The sequence below is a fragment of the Kangsaoukella pontilimi genome, from assembly GCF_009830125.1.
GTDB lineage: Bacteria > Pseudomonadota > Alphaproteobacteria > Rhodobacterales > Rhodobacteraceae > Kangsaoukella > Kangsaoukella pontilimi.
Genome location: NZ_WUPT01000002.1, coordinates 520,287 through 534,313, shown reverse-complemented (window position 1 = coordinate 534,313; position 14,027 = coordinate 520,287). Strand labels below are relative to the sequence as shown.

Annotated in this window: 12 protein-coding genes; 4 read left to right on the top strand and 8 right to left on the bottom strand. The window is 63.8% G+C overall.

The genetic code is table 11. The features are described 5' to 3' along the window. Position 1 precedes the first annotated feature (1 nt). The 4 genes from GQ651_RS12085 to GQ651_RS12070 form a co-directional block, all read right to left on the bottom strand. Positions 2-1,123, bottom strand: coding sequence for a murein hydrolase activator EnvC family protein (locus tag GQ651_RS12085; protein WP_160764503.1), 1,122 nt, complete (start codon positions 1,121-1,123; stop codon positions 2-4). Further along, positions 1,120-2,640 (bottom strand): 2,3-bisphosphoglycerate-independent phosphoglycerate mutase, encoded by a 1,521-nt coding sequence (gpmI, locus tag GQ651_RS12080; protein ID WP_160764502.1) that lies wholly within the window; start codon positions 2,638-2,640, stop codon positions 1,120-1,122. The genes GQ651_RS12085 and gpmI overlap by 4 nt, the downstream gene beginning before the upstream one ends. Before the next feature lie 136 nt (positions 2,641-2,776). Continuing rightward, positions 2,777-3,559: a hypothetical protein gene (locus GQ651_RS12075; protein WP_160764501.1), complete on the bottom strand. Its 783-nt coding sequence runs from the start codon at positions 3,557-3,559 to the stop codon at positions 2,777-2,779. A gap of 572 nt (positions 3,560-4,131) precedes the next feature. After that, a complete protein-coding gene (locus GQ651_RS12070) occupies positions 4,132-5,142 on the bottom strand; it encodes a ligase-associated DNA damage response exonuclease (RefSeq protein WP_160764500.1) in 1,011 nt (336 codons plus the stop codon). 74 nt (positions 5,143-5,216) lie between these two features. Here GQ651_RS12070 and GQ651_RS12065 point away from each other — a divergent pair, with 74 nt between their 5' ends. From GQ651_RS12065 to GQ651_RS12050, 4 genes are all read left to right on the top strand, one after another. Continuing rightward, entirely contained in the window at positions 5,217-5,426 is a 210-nt protein-coding gene (locus GQ651_RS12065; RefSeq protein WP_160764499.1) for a hypothetical protein, read from the top strand. Positions 5,427-5,665: 239 nt separating this feature from the next. Further along, entirely contained in the window at positions 5,666-7,081 is a 1,416-nt protein-coding gene (locus GQ651_RS12060) for a circularly permuted type 2 ATP-grasp protein (RefSeq protein WP_160764498.1), read from the top strand. Next, positions 7,078-8,037 carry an alpha-E domain-containing protein gene (locus tag GQ651_RS12055; RefSeq protein WP_160764497.1) on the top strand — a complete coding sequence of 320 codons (960 nt, stop codon included), beginning with the start codon at positions 7,078-7,080 and terminating at the stop codon, positions 8,035-8,037. Before GQ651_RS12060 ends, GQ651_RS12055 begins: the two co-directional genes overlap by 4 nt. Next, positions 8,037-8,843, top strand: coding sequence for a transglutaminase family protein (locus tag GQ651_RS12050; RefSeq protein WP_160764496.1), 807 nt, complete (start codon positions 8,037-8,039; stop codon positions 8,841-8,843). The genes GQ651_RS12055 and GQ651_RS12050 overlap by 1 nt, the downstream gene beginning before the upstream one ends. Here GQ651_RS12050 and GQ651_RS12045 read toward each other — a convergent pair. The 4 genes from GQ651_RS12045 to GQ651_RS12030 form a co-directional block, all read right to left on the bottom strand. Continuing rightward, entirely contained in the window at positions 8,837-9,853 is a 1,017-nt protein-coding gene (locus GQ651_RS12045; RefSeq protein ID WP_160764495.1) for a molybdopterin-binding protein, read from the bottom strand. The genes GQ651_RS12050 and GQ651_RS12045 overlap by 7 nt on opposite strands. A gap of 183 nt (positions 9,854-10,036) precedes the next feature. Then, on the bottom strand, positions 10,037-11,035 hold the full coding sequence (locus tag GQ651_RS12040; protein ID WP_227258155.1) for an XdhC family protein: 999 nt from the start codon (positions 11,033-11,035) through the stop codon (positions 10,037-10,039). A gap of 252 nt (positions 11,036-11,287) precedes the next feature. Further along, complete coding sequence (locus GQ651_RS12035) at positions 11,288-12,601, bottom strand: M16 family metallopeptidase (RefSeq protein WP_160764493.1); 1,314 nt, start codon at positions 12,599-12,601, stop codon at positions 11,288-11,290. Further along, a complete protein-coding gene (locus tag GQ651_RS12030; protein WP_160764492.1) occupies positions 12,598-13,959 on the bottom strand; it encodes a M16 family metallopeptidase in 1,362 nt (453 codons plus the stop codon). Before GQ651_RS12030 ends, GQ651_RS12035 begins: the two co-directional genes overlap by 4 nt. Positions 13,960-14,027: the final 68 nt, after the last annotated feature.

Below are 14,027 nucleotides of genomic sequence, written 5' to 3'. Positions count from 1 at the left end.
GTTATCCTTCCTCCGTGCTCCGGCGGAAACGATCCGCCGGATCCATCGGGGCTTGAGCTCGTCTTGTTTCAATATAAAGCGTTTCTGTTCCGCGTTGACCACCGGCAAGCGGATCTTCGATCAAATTCTGGTTAGCATCCGCTTCGGTGCCGGGCATGAGACCGATTGGATCGCCCGCGGAAACAATATCGCCGCGTGCCACGAAGACCTCGCCAAGGCCCGCCAGAATCATGGTTTTACCCGGCGCGGGCTCCAGAATGACCACGTGACCCTGTCCCGGAAGCGTGCCCTCAAACCGGATCGTGGACAAAGCGGGGGCCGTCACAAGCGCCAGCGGCGGCGTCTCGACCACCCATCCAGGCCGCGTCACGCCGGCGGCGTCTGGCTCTTTGTAGCCGCGCCGAACCTGCCCCCGGACCGGAAGCTCCCAGAGCGATCCGCTATCATTACCTGACGCTTCACCGCCGCCCACCAGCGTGTCCGCGAAGGCCGAGAGGGTCTCGGTCGAATTGATGAGAGCCTCCATTGCGGCGGTGTCCGTTGCCAGCGGCTCGGGCCGGTCGTCCCGTTCGGCGATGGCGTTGGCAAGCGCCGTCCTCGCCTCGCGGATACCTTCGGCCCCATCCTCAAGCTGCCGGAGCGCAGCCCGCTGAAGCTGCGCCAGCGCGTCGATGCTGGCAAGGTCGGCGCTCATCGCGTCGACCTCTTCGCCCACCGCCGGCACCATGGCCGACGCAGCGCCGGCCGCGCGAAGCCGGTCCAGCGCACCGCCCGGATGGGCGAGTGTTCGCGCCGTCCCGAGCCGCGCCTGCGTGTAGAGCACCACCGTCAGGTCGGACAACGCACGCGTCCTGGGGGCAAGCCGCTCGCGCACCTGACGCTCTTCCGCTGCCGCCTGACGCAAGCCTTGCCGGAGCGCGGTCAGACCAAGCTCATAGGCGCGCACGGTCTCGGTCAGGGCGCGGATTTCGGCGCCGCTCCCTTCTGCTTCGCTCAGTGCCAGGGCAGCCTGACTCAGAAGGTCGGACGCCCGCCGCGCGATGCTTGCGGCATCGTCTTCGGCCCAAGCGGGAGGCGCAAACGCCAATAGCGCGCACAGAACAAGCGTCGCGGTGGGCCTCATGTCCGAAGCAGGCTTTCCCCGGTCATCTCGTCGGGTTTGGGCAGGTTCATAAGGTCGAGCAGCGTCGGCGCCAGATCGGCCAGGCGCCCGTCGGCGAGCGAGGCGCCCTCAGGCGCTCCAAAGACCGCCACGGGCACGAGATTGGTCGTATGCGCCGTATGCGGCCCGCCCGTCTCGGGATCGACCATTGTTTCACAATTGCCGTGATCGGCGGTCAGCACCATGGCGCCGCCCGCTTTCTCCAGCGCCTCGACCACCCGCGCCAGACCACGGTCCACAGCTTCGCAGGCGGCGATGGCGGCATCCAGATCGCCGGTATGGCCCACCATGTCGGGATTGGCATAGTTCGTCACGATCAGGTCATACCCCGCCTCGATCGCCTCGACGAAACGATCCGTCACCTCGACCGAAGACATCTCTGGCTGCATGTCATAGGTCGCCACCTTGGGCGATTTCGGCATGTTCCGATCCTCGCCCGCCTCCGGGTTTTCCTTCCCCCCGTTCAGGAAGAACGTGACATGCGGGTACTTCTCGGTCTCGGCCAGCCGGAATTGCTTCATCGCGTGCTTCGCCACCCATTCGCCCAGCGTGTTCACCAGCTTACGCTTGGGGAAGACCGTGGTCATGTAGGCGTTGTGGTCGGCGGAATACTCGACCATGCCCAGAAGCGCTGCGAGATCGGGTCGCGAGCCCGCGTCGAATTCTTCGAATCCCGGCTCGCCGACAGCGCGCAGGATCTCACGAGCGCGGTCGGCGCGGAAGTTGATGAAGAAGATGCCGTCGCCGTCACTGACACCCTCGTAGTCCCCGATGGCGAAAGGCTCGATGAACTCGTCATTCGTCCCGGCGTCATAGCTCGCGCGGATACCTTCAACGGCACCCTCGCGTCCTTCGCCCTTGCCGTGGATCATCGCGTCAAAGGCGCGGCTGACGCGCTCCCACCGGTTGTCTCGGTCCATCGCATAGTACCGCCCCGAAACGGTGACGATCTTCACGCCCTCGGGCAGGTCGGCGGCCAGCTTCGCCACCTGCTCGGCTGCCGATTGCGGCGGCACGTCCCGGCCGTCGGTAATCGCATGGATCACCACCGGCACGCCCTGGTCGGTCAGCGCCTTCGCGGCGGCAACGATGTGATCCTGATGGCTGTGGACGCCGCCCGGGCTGGCCAGCCCGATCAGATGCGCAGTGCCGCCGCTTTCCTTCATTTTATCTGCGAAATCCAGGATCGCAGCGTTTTCGAAGAACGAGCCGTCCTCGATCGCAAGGTCGATCTGGCCGAGGTCCATCGCAACGACCCGTCCCGCGCCGATATTGGTGTGACCCACTTCCGAGTTGCCCATCTGCCCGGTCGGCAGCCCCACATCAGGGCCATGGGTGATCAGCGTCGCATGAGGACAGGTCGCCATGATCCGGTCATAGGTGGGCGTGTCCGCCAGCGCCGGGGCGTTCGCGGTCGTGTCCTCACGCAGCCCCCATCCGTCGAGAATGCAAAGAACCACGGGCGTCGGTTTGCTCATGTCGTGCCTCGTTTTCTGGTTGTCCGCCTTCTAGCGGAAACGGGGCCGGGGTGAAAGCCGCGTGAGAACTCTGTCCATCCGATTCACCCGACTGGCTTGGTGCTGCCCGCCGGTCTCAAACCGCCAGGTGGCGCGGCTATTCCTTTCGGGTGATCATGCCGCCGATCATCAGGTTTGACTGATCCGTCACGGACAAAACGCCACCGATCTCGGACTGGTCCTGCCTGTATGGCAGCATAGAATACCAGCCGTTCATCTCCGGCGCGCCGGCGTCCCCTGTACCGGGAACACTTACCGCAGGCCCGTTGTAAGGCGTGTGCCAATAGGGCGGCGGAGAAGGAGGCGGATACCCGGTGCGGGGCTCGAACTCGATATCGTTCAGCTGCCCCTTAGGAGTCTGTATGGAAGAGACACGCCCGGATATCGTCTGCTCGGCAATGTCGAGCGTGAAGTTCACCTGTCCGTCGACTGCGGCAGCGGCACTTCCCGCGGCGTAATACTCGCCTTGCATGCGCCCGCTGTAGGATGCCGAGCCGGTGCCGGGGTTGTTGTAAAGCCCCGTCGAGCGACCCAAGATGGTCGCTCCAAAAACCGTCGATGCATCTTCTCCCAGAAAGGGTTCGAACTCGGCAGTCCAGAAGGCATATGTAGAATAGCCGGGTCCAAGTCCCTCCGGTCCGTCGAGATTAAAAAGCGTGACGTTGATCGGCACGCTGGATTGCGACCACACTCCATCCTGTTGGTATTCGAAGGCGAGAGTTCCCGCGAATGTGTCCGTCGCCCCGCCTTCTTCGTCGATGCGGTCCGCGAGACTTAGATTGATCTCGAAATTCCGCGCATATAGCGCCGTGTATCCAACGCTCGTTCGAACTGCGAGCACATCGGTCAGTGCGGGGTCCTCCGTCTGATACCCTCCCACTTGCAGGGTCCCCCCGAACTCGGAGGCCCAAACGCTTGTAGGGCTATCGCGGTCGCTTCTTCTGGCGACAACCGTTGTGGTGCTGTTCAAATATATTGGTGTCTCGTACACCTTTCCGTTCAGGCCGAGGATGTTGAGTTGGCTTACGGTGCTGGGTGGGGGTGGCTCAGGTGGGTCTTCCGGCTCTGACGGTGGCGGAGAAGAGGTACCGCCACCTCCGCCAGAAGAGCCGCCCGTGCCCGAAGCCGGCGGTCCGCACATACCGAGCCTGCCCAGGCAATCGAGAAACTCGCCTAGACCCGAGATGCTCCCACCGCAGGCAGACAAGGACATGAGCAGGACGAATGGTGCGCACCGCGACAAGGCACTTCGCTGCCCAATCGGCCAGAAATTCTTCGCCATCTTACCCCCCTTATCGACAGACGAAAACGCCCAGCAACAATGAGAGTATACACATTTTTGCATATATAGTGCTTGATCGAAATCAAGCGGCTCGCGCGCATGATCCTCAGGGTTTCGACGCGCGAAATCGTGGAAAGCGCATTCCTATTCAGGCAGAGCGCTGACAGGACTCAGATCTCGCCCTCGCCCTCGGCATCGTCCCCGCCATATTCGGTCTCGACGACGCCCGCATCATAGCCCTGCTCTTCCAGCCAGCGGTGGAAGACGCTTGTGTATCCGTGGGTCACGTAGACCCGTTCGGCGCCCGTGGCGGCAATGGCGCTGTTCAGACCGTCCCAGTCGGCGTGATCCGACATGACGAAGCCTCGATCCGCCGAACGGCGGCGGCGCACGCCGCGCAGCGCCATCCAACCGCTGGCAAAGGCCGTCGAAGCCGGCTGGAACCGGCGCATCCATGTGGTGCCAAACGCCGAAGGCGTGGCCAGCACGAAGGCGCCCGGATAGGCCTTGGCGTCGAGGTCAGGTGTCACCCGCACCGTCTCTGGCAACGTGATCCCCTGCCCCCGCAGAACCTCGTTCGTATTCTCGATGGCGCCATGCGTCAGGATCGGTCCGATAGACGCGTCGAGATGGGCCAGAATGCGCTGCGCCTTGCCAAGCGCATAGGCACCGCAGACCGAAAAGCGCCCGGCATCGCGGTTGGCGGCCCACCAGGCGTTGACCTCGGCCGCAACGTCCTCGGGCCGGTCCCATTTGAAGACGGGCAGCCCGAATGTGCATTCGGTAATGAAGCTGTGGCAGGGGACCGGCTCGAATGGCTCGCTCACCCCGTCCGCGACCACCTTGTAATCGCCGGAGACGACCCAGACCTCCCCGCCAACCTCGACCCGGATCTGCGCCGAACCGGGCACATGGCCGGCCGGATGAAAGCTGACCCGCGCTCCGCCGATCTCGGTCACGTCGCCATAGCGCGTGGTCTGAAGCGCGATGTCGCCCAACCTGTGCCGCATGACAGGAGCGGCGGCCTCGGTCGCAAGATAGCGTTTCATCCCCCACCGCGCATGATCGGCGTGGCCGTGCGTGATGAGCGCCCGGTCGACGGGACGCCACGGATCGATGTGGAAATCGCCCGCCGGACAATAGATGCCCCTATCGGTGAATGTCAGGACAGACGCAGCCATGGCACCTGACCTAGCCCGGAACCGTGATTGGAACAGGGCGCGCCGCTCCGCGTTTTCCGTCAAAGGAGACCGATATGTCCGACACGAAAAAGAGCGGCGCAACGGCGCCGCAGGTGAAGAAGGCCATCGACGAAAACCGGGGCGACCGGATCGAAAACCACCCCGCCGCAGCGCCTCTCGGGACGGATGCCGAGGCCGGTGCCGCCGAGACGGCCCGAGAGGAACTAAAAATTGCCCGGCGCGAGGCCGCAAGGCACACATCAGGCAAGTCGGAAGGGTCGTGACACCTCAGGTCGCAAGGATTGGGATGCCTGCGCGCAGAAGGGAGGCCGCCCGCTTTTTGGTTAAATTGACCTCCCTTTGCCGAAAACCTAAGCAAACAAACACGTTCCGGCGACACTGCAGCATCAAACATTGCCCCGCGGCGCTCTCGCGTGCACCGCATTGCGGAACTTTGCCGTAATCGACTTACTTTAACTCTCGACACGAATGCGCGTAAAAAGACAAAAATGTCGGGGGAGAGATGGGAAACGCCTACTTCAACGAGATGTATGATGGCAGCGAAGTGCGCGTGCCATACGAAGGGCTAAGCGGATGGGCCGACGGGATGCCGGCCGAGTTCCGCTCCCTCAAACAGACCGAAGCCGAGGCACTGTTCCGCCGCATCGGCATCACCTTTGCCGTCTATGGCGAGGGCGGCGATCCCGACCGACTGATCCCGTTCGACATGTTCCCGCGCGTTTTCGCGGCCGATGAGTGGCGCAAGCTGGAACGCGGGATTAAGCAGCGCGCGCGTGCACTCAACGCCTTCCTGCTCGACGTCTACGGTCGTGGCGAGATCGTAAAGGCGGGCCAGATCCCGTCACGGCTCGTCTACCGCAACGAAGCATTCGAGCACGCGGCGGTGGGCTTCAAGCCGCCGCGCGGGGTCTACAGCCACATCGTCGGCATCGACCTTGTCCGCACTGGACCCGACGAATTCTACGTGCTCGAAGACAACTGCCGCACACCCTCCGGCGTTTCCTACATGCTGGAGAACCGCGAAATCATGATGCGGATGTTCCCGCAGCTCTTCCAGGAAAACCGTATCGCCCCGGTCGAAGGCTATCCGCAGCTCTTGAAGCGGACGCTTGCCAGCGTCGCTCCCGACAAATGCGAGGGCGAGCCGACCATCGCGATCCTCACGCCCGGCCATTTCAACTCGGCCTATTACGAGCATTCGTTCCTGGCTGACATGATGGGTGTCGAACTGGTCGAGGGGCAGGACCTCTTCGCCTCCGGCGATTTTATTTACATGCGGACGACCGAAGGCCCGAAGCGCGTGGACGTCATCTATCGCCGCATCGACGACGCCTTCATCGACCCCCTGTGTTTCCGCCCCGACTCGATGCTGGGTATTCCGGGGCTGATGAATGCCTATCGCTCGGGCGCTATCACCATCGCCTCGGCGCCCGGAGCCGGCGTCGCCGATGACAAGGCGATCTATACGTTCGTGCCCGACATGATCCGCTTCTACCTTGGCGAGGAGCCGATCCTGAACAACGTGCCGACGTGGCAATGCGGCAAGAAGGACGATCTGAAATACGTTCTCGACAACCTGCCGGAACTTGTCGTGAAAGAGGTGCATGGCTCGGGCGGCTACGGAATGCTTGTCGGACCCAAATCGACCAAGGCTCAGATCGAGACCTTCCGCGCCAAGATCGAGGAAGACCCTGGCAACTACATCGCACAACCGACACTGTCGCTTTCGACCTGCCCGACCTTCGTGGAGGAAGGCGTGGCACCCCGCCATGTCGACCTGCGCCCCTACTGCCTTGTGGGCGAGCGAATCGAACTGGTGCCCGGCGGACTGACCCGCGTGGCGCTGACAGAAGGCTCGCTCGTGGTGAACTCAAGCCAGGGCGGCGGCGTCAAGGATACATGGGTGATGGCAGAATGACCCTACTTTCGAGACACGCAGAGAACCTCTTCTGGATCGGCCGCTATATTGAGCGGGCGGAAACCAACGCCCGCCTGCTTGAGGTCGGTCAGCGAAACGCGCTGATCCCCAATATCGGAGGCGGCTACCGCAACGAATGGGATTCGGTCATCAGGGCCAGCGGCACAGCGCAGCTTTTCCGCCAGAAATACGGCGAACCCGTGCAGCGCAATATCGAGAGCCACCTGTTCTTCGACAGCGACAACCCGTCCTCGGTGGCCTCCTGTTTCGAGGCGGCGCGGGAAAACGGGCGTATCGTCCGCACAGCACTGACCAGCCAGACCTGGGATGCGCTGAACACTGCGCATCAGGAGATGACAGCCCTCAAAAGACGCGAGCGCAGCTCGATCGAAAAACACGAGATGATCGATTGGACGCTGCAACGCGCAGCACTGATGCGCGGCACGATCGAAGACACGCAGCTTCGCGTCGACGGCTGGGATTTCATGAATATCGGCCTCTATCTCGAGCGCGCGGATTCGACAGCACGCCTGCTCGACGTGAAGTATTTCGTGCTTCTGCCGCAGGTGGACCTCGTCGGATCGGGGCTCGACAACTACCAGTGGCGGACGATCCTCAGGGCCATGTCGGCGCACCGCGCCTTCAACTGGGCCTATGGCGGTGAAGTGACGCCCGCGAAGATCGCCGATTTCCTTATCCTGAACCGGAAATCTCCGCGTTCGCTGATTACCTGCGCGGAAGAGGCCTGCTGGCATCTCGACCGGCTGGCCCGCGCATATGGCCGGGCGACCGAGGCGCAGACCCGCGCCCGGACGATCGTGGCTTACCTGTCGGAGATATCGGTGGAGGACGTGTTCGACGAAGGGCTGCACGAGTTCCTGACCCGTACGATCCGCGAGATCGGTGAACTGGCGTCGATCATCACAAGCGTCTACCTGAACGGGGAGGCAAACTGATGCGCCTGAACGTCACGCATAAGACAACCTATCGCTTCGATCAGCCGATCCGCCGCGTGGTTCAGTCCCTGAGACTTTGGCCGAGCGAATTCGAGGGGCAGATAGCGACGGAGTGGAACGTGGACATTCCCGGCTCGGTTCGGGGATCAGCCTTCCGGAACGGCGCGGGCGACTGGATCGAGACGTCGACCGTGACAGGTCCCATTGACGAAGTAATGGTGACGGTCACCGGAACCGTGGAGACGACCGACCTGTCAGGCGTCCTGCGCGGTCATCGTGAACGCGTCCCCCCGGAGGCCTATCTCCGGACAACCCGCTTTACGCGCCCTGACACTGCGCTAGCGAAACTGGCCGAAGGCGCGACGAAAGGTGCCGACAGCCCACTCAAGGCCGCTCATGATCTTGCGAACGCGATCCGCGACGCCATCGCCTACACGCCGGGTGAGACGGACTCGCATACCACCGCGAGCGAGGCTTTGGCGAAGGGTGCGGGGGTCTGTCAGGATCACACGCATGCCCTCATCGCCGCCGCGCAGACACTCGAGATCCCGGCACGCTACGTCGTCGGATATCTACACGCCGAGGGCAGCATCGCCGAGGCGAGCCATGCCTGGGCGGAACTATGGGTAGAGGGGCTGGGCTGGGTCGGGTTCGACCCCGCGAACGGCGTCAGCCCGGACGAGAATTACATCCGGATCGGCTCCGGGCTCGATTCGGTGGATGCCGCACTCATTCGCGGCGTGTCGCAGGGCGCGGGTTCCGAGGAGTTGGACGTCGACGTGCAGGTTTCAGCCGCGGATCAGTGAGCGCCTGAGCCGCCGGCCCCCCGGCGGCGCGGATGCGGACGGTCCGGCATCTCTTTCAACAGGCCGCCAACGCCCATGGCCGCGATGCTCCCATCGCTGACGGGCAGGCCTGCTGCGAGCCGCTCAAGCACCCAATCCGCGCCGTTGAGCGCAGGCGATCGGGCACAGCCGGGGAGGCCGACGACCGGGGTATCGTTGAGATACCCGAGGAAGAGAAGGTTGCCGGGATCGACCGGCATTCCGAGCCGTTCCACCCTTCCCCCGGCGGTGACGAGGGCCGCAGGCACGACGTCGTTCCTGTCCGAGGTGGCCGAGGCGCCGAGGATGAGGATCAGATCGGCCCCGGCGCTATCGCGAAGGCTGGAGGCGACGGCGTCCGTGTCGTGCGGCACGGTTTCCGAAGCGGCCAGTTTCATTCCCAGACCGTCAAGGCGCGCCCGAACTGCCGCCTCGCCCTTGTCGAGAACACTTTGCTTCATGCCGGAAGTCCGTGTCTGAACCAGTCGCGCCTCCGCCCCTCTGAACGGATGAAGCGAAAGCACCGCGCCCATGAGCGCAGCCTCGCCTGCGGCAATGACGGATTGCGGCAGACCATACGGAATGATCTTCACGGTGGCTGCGAGCTGGCCGGCCTCGATGCGGGCAAAGGGCGCGAGTGTCGCCAGCGTCAGCCCTTCATCCAAAGCGTTCAGAGCGTGAACCTTCCCGGCATCGACCACCAGCACGCCCGAGGCTTCGGCAACAATATTGACACGTCCTGCATGCGCCTTGGTCCCGCTTAGCCCAGGCCCGACAAGCGCCTGCCCGATCCGTGCGGCCGCTTCGTCTTCGTCAAGATCGCCCGGATCGAGTTGCGCGACGATGACCTCGTCGAACCCGGCCTCGGCCAGTGTGCGGCACGCCTCGTCCGACAGGCGCGTGCCTTTTTTCAGTAGGCCGTCCGAAAGACGCAGGGAATGCGCGAGGATTGCGCCCCGGGCGCGGTCCACAGGGATCGGGCCGAACTTCATCGGAAGAAGGTCTGGTCAGCGCGCATGACGGCAGCAGAACCTGTGGGAAGGGCGTTGTAAAGGACAGAGGTTTTGCGCCCCGCTTCGCGGGTCGCGGTGATCGGATGCTGCCGCATCCTATCCGGGCGAGGGACGCTGTCCCTCGCGCTCCCTGGGATATTTCCGGGCCGATAATGAGACCGGTCAGCCACCCTTGCGGGTGTCGGGTCGGCGGAGACGCTCGGTCATTTCCGCCATGATCGAAATGGCGATTTCTGCGGGGCTGACCGCGCCGATGTCGAGGCCCACCGGCCCGTCGATGCGGGCGATGGCATCTGCGGGCAGACCCGCCTCTGTCAGAGCTGCGACCCGTTTGGCGTGGGTTCGTGTCGAGCCGAGCGCGCCGATGTAGAACGCCTCGGAAGCGAGCGCTTTCTCAAGCGCCGGCGTGTCGATCTTGGGATCGTGACTGAGCGTGACGACGGCCGTTCTCTGGTCGAGGCCATAGGCCTCAAGCGCCTCGTCCGGCCAGCCGTCCAGAAAGGTTTCACCCGGAAAGCGCGCAGGCGCGGCAAAGCTGTCGCGGGGATCGGACAGAACCACGTCATAGCCCGCCATCCGCGCCATGGACACGAGCGGTTGCGCTATGTGGACCGCGCCCACAACGACAAGCCGGAGGGGCGGGTTATGCACCGCCCGGAAGACGTCGCCATCCAGCGCGGAGCGGTCGGTGCGGAAGCGCTCTTCCAGCTCGCCATCGGCCGTGTCGCGCGGCAGCAGGCGGCGGGTCCAGTTCGTCAGGTCCACCTCCCAGACCACAGGTTCGCGCGCGGCACGGGCCGCGACCAGCGCTTCGAGTTCGGGACGGGTCGGGCCTTGTCCCAGGTCGAGCGGCTCGACCAGAACCTCGATCTCGCCGCCACAGGCGAGACCGACCTCGAAGGCCGTCTCGTCACTGACGCCGAAGGACAGGCGGCGGCAGGTGCCGTCGGCCATGGCATCTGCCGCCTCGAAAATAACCGCGCTTTCGACGCATCCGCCCGACACCGAACCTTCGAACGCCATGTCACCGTCGATGACCAGTTGTGCCCCTACAGGGCGAGGCGACGACCCCCAGGTCCGGATCACCGTGGCCAGCGCCACCTTTCGACCCGCCTGAAGCCAGTCCAGCGCGATTTCGGGGATGCGATCGTCACTCTTCATCATTCTGCCCGCAATTACGCGCCTTTAGCCGCCTTCTGCCCCGATCGGGCAAAATCCGACAGAAATCGTAGGCTGGCGCATTTGTGCCACAGGCCAAAGCTAAACATGCAGAGCCGGTTTTGACAGTCACTGATACCGGCCGTCCCGTGTTATGTTGACCTTAGGTAAAAGATTTTCATTTCCAAGGCGCATATTGCGTCAGAGATTGCAGTTCCTCCCTGACTGGACGGCCGTGCTTGCACGGCCTTTTTTTTAGTTCACAGGTTCGACGCCCTCGGGTTGCCCCACAACGACAAACCGCAGGTTCTCCGGCTGATAGATGCGCGCCGCTACCCGGCGGACATCTTCCAGCGTGACCGCATTCACCTTGTCGTTCCGCGTGGTGATGTAGTCGGGATCGAGATCCATCGTCTGCATCCCTACCATGATCCGCGCGATCGGCGCGTTACCCTCGAAGCGAAGCGGATAGGCCCCTGTCAGATAGGTCTTGGCCTCTTCCAGTTCGGTCTCGGTGACACCTTCCGCAGCGATCTTGGCCCATTCGTCACGCACAACGTCAATGGCCTCGCCTACGCGATCATTGGCGGACGCCATGCGGCCCACCAGCAGATCGGCATTGTCGTAATTGGCAAGCCACGCACCGACGCCATAGGTCAGGCCACGCTTTTCACGGACTTCCTCGGTCAGTCGGGACTGTCGCCCGCTGCCGCCGAAAATGGCGTTGGTCACGAAGGCCGCGAAGAAATCGGGATCGTCGCGCGGGAGGCCCACATGCCCGAAGACGGCGACCGATTGCGGGGTCTCGAAGGGGATCACGGTTACCCCACCGGTCAGGGCGACATTCGCCGGGCCCGGCAGCGGCGCTCCGGCCTCTGGCAGGTCGCCCAGAAGCGTGTCGAGCAGCGCGCCCAGCTCGTCGGCGGTGATGTCGCCCGATGCGCCCACATAGACCCGGTCGCGCGTCAGGGCGTTCTGGTGCGCGGCGACGATATCGTCGCGGGTCAGCGCGGTGACGGATTCGAGCGTGCCATCTCCGGTTGTGCCGTAGGGATGGTCACCGAAAGCGAGAGCATCAAAGGCACGGCCCGCGATCTCGTTCGGGTCGGTCGCGTCCGAGCGGATCACTGACAGGACCTGTGCTCGCACCCGCTCGATCGCGTCCTCGTCGAAGCGCGGGTTGACCAGCGCCTCCCGCAAAAGCGCGACCGCCTCGTCACGGTTCTCGGTCAGGAAGCGGGCCGAGATACTGATCCCGTCGCCATAGGCGTCGAAATCATAGCTGGCGGCAAGACCGTCACGGGCGGCGGCAAAGGCGCGGGCGTCCATGTCCCCTGCCCCTTCCTCGATCAGGCCGGTCATCAGGTTCGTGACGCCGCGCTTGCCCTCGGGGTCGAGCGACGTGCCGCCGAGGAAGCGGATCTCCAAGGCGAGGAAGGGGATCGAGTCCTCTTCCACCAGCCAGGCTTCGATGCCGCCGGGCGACGTGACTTCCTGAATATCGACGGCGGCACGCGCAGGCAGGGCCGCGAAAAGGGTCAGCGCGAGGGCCAGAAAAACGCGGGTCATTGGGTCACCTCGTCAGTGCCGGTCGCGGGAGCGGGCATAGCCCATCCGGTCACGGCGTTTCTGCGGTCGAAAACGCGTCGGGCGGCCGCGATGATGTCTTCACCGGTCACCGCATCGAGGATGTCAGGCCACGCCTGCACATCTTCGACAGTCAGGCCCGACGTAAGAGCCGAGCCATATCGGCGTGCCAGCCCGGAGATATCGTCCTCGGCATAAATCTGAGACGCCCGGATCTGCATCTTGATCCGGTCGAGCGCCTCGGGGTCGACACCTTCTTCGAGGAATTCCGCCACGGCGCCGTCGAGCGCCTCTTCCGCCTGCTCAAGGCTGAACCCATCCGCGGGCAAGATAACAAGACCGAAGTTCGTGTCATCGAGCGACTGGCCGGAATAAAAAGCCGAAGTGTACAGCGCCTGCTGCGTCTCGAACTGCAGCTTCTCGGCCAGAACAGAGGTGGTGCCGGAGCCGCCCAGAACCTCGGCCAGAAGCGTCAGCGCAGCGGCCTCTTCCTGTGCGCCGGGGTCGCGCTCGGGCGCCATATACGTCCGGATCACGTAAGGATTCGCGATGCGCGGATCTTCGTAGATGATACGCCGCTCGGCCAGCTGTGGAGGTTCTTCGACGCGCTGGCGCGGAACCACGATATTCGGATTGGGCGGGATAACTCCGTAATACTGCTCAGCAAGGCGCAGCACCTCTTCCGGCTCGACATCGCCCGCCACGATCAGGATCGCGTTGTTGGGTCCGTAATGCGCCTCGTAGAACTCTTGCGCATCTTCCAGAGTCAGCGCTTCGGCCTCGTGCTTCCAGCCGATGATCGGGCGGCCATAGGCGTGGTTCAGGTACTGCGCTGCGCGCCGCTGCTCACCGAATAGCGCGCCGGGCTCGTTCTCGGTGCGTTGATTTCGTTCCTCGATGACGACGTCGCGCTCGGTTGCGATATCCTCGGGCACCAGTGCAAGGCCGTCCATCCGGCTCGCTTCCATGCGCATCATCAGTTCCAGGCGGTCGGCGGCGACGCGCTGAAAATAGGCCGTGTAGTCATAGCTGGTGAATGCGTTGTCGCTGCCGCCGTTCAGCGCCACGGTCTCTGACAACTCACCCGCCTCAAGCTCGTCCGTCGCCTTGAACATCAGGTGTTCGAGGAAATGCGCTATGCCCGACTTGCCCGGCGCTTCGTCTGCCGAACCGACCCGGTACCAGACCATGTGAACGACGGCGGGCGCCCGGTGATCCTCGAGCACGACGATTTCCAGCCCGTTCTCCAACTCGAACGTCGAGACGTCAGCCGCCTGTACCGACTGGGCGGCAACGGGCAGCAAGGCGATGGACACGAAGGCGGCGATGAGGTTGCGCATGGGCACTCCTTGCGGCTGGTACACCCTAGAATTGAGTGCGGACGCGCCCCGGTTCAAGTCACCGCTGA

Coding starts and splice junctions, on each gene's coding strand:
- GQ651_RS12055 (WP_160764497.1), top strand. CDS start 7,078: ATGACCCTACTTTCGAGACACGCAGAGAACCTCTTCTGGATCGGCCGC.
- GQ651_RS12040 (WP_227258155.1), bottom strand. CDS start 11,035: ATGAAGAGTGACGATCGCATCCCCGAAATCGCGCTGGACTGGCTTCAG.
- GQ651_RS12085 (WP_160764503.1), bottom strand. CDS start 1,123: ATGAGGCCCACCGCGACGCTTGTTCTGTGCGCGCTATTGGCGTTTGCG.
- GQ651_RS12070 (WP_160764500.1), bottom strand. CDS start 5,142: ATGGCTGCGTCTGTCCTGACATTCACCGATAGGGGCATCTATTGTCCG.
- GQ651_RS12065 (WP_160764499.1), top strand. CDS start 5,217: ATGTCCGACACGAAAAAGAGCGGCGCAACGGCGCCGCAGGTGAAGAAG.
- GQ651_RS12035 (WP_160764493.1), bottom strand. CDS start 12,601: ATGACCCGCGTTTTTCTGGCCCTCGCGCTGACCCTTTTCGCGGCCCTG.
- GQ651_RS12050 (WP_160764496.1), top strand. CDS start 8,037: ATGCGCCTGAACGTCACGCATAAGACAACCTATCGCTTCGATCAGCCG.
- gpmI (WP_160764502.1), bottom strand. CDS start 2,640: ATGAGCAAACCGACGCCCGTGGTTCTTTGCATTCTCGACGGATGGGGG.
- GQ651_RS12030 (WP_160764492.1), bottom strand. CDS start 13,959: ATGCGCAACCTCATCGCCGCCTTCGTGTCCATCGCCTTGCTGCCCGTT.
- GQ651_RS12060 (WP_160764498.1), top strand. CDS start 5,666: ATGGGAAACGCCTACTTCAACGAGATGTATGATGGCAGCGAAGTGCGC.
- GQ651_RS12045 (WP_160764495.1), bottom strand. CDS start 9,853: ATGAAGTTCGGCCCGATCCCTGTGGACCGCGCCCGGGGCGCAATCCTC.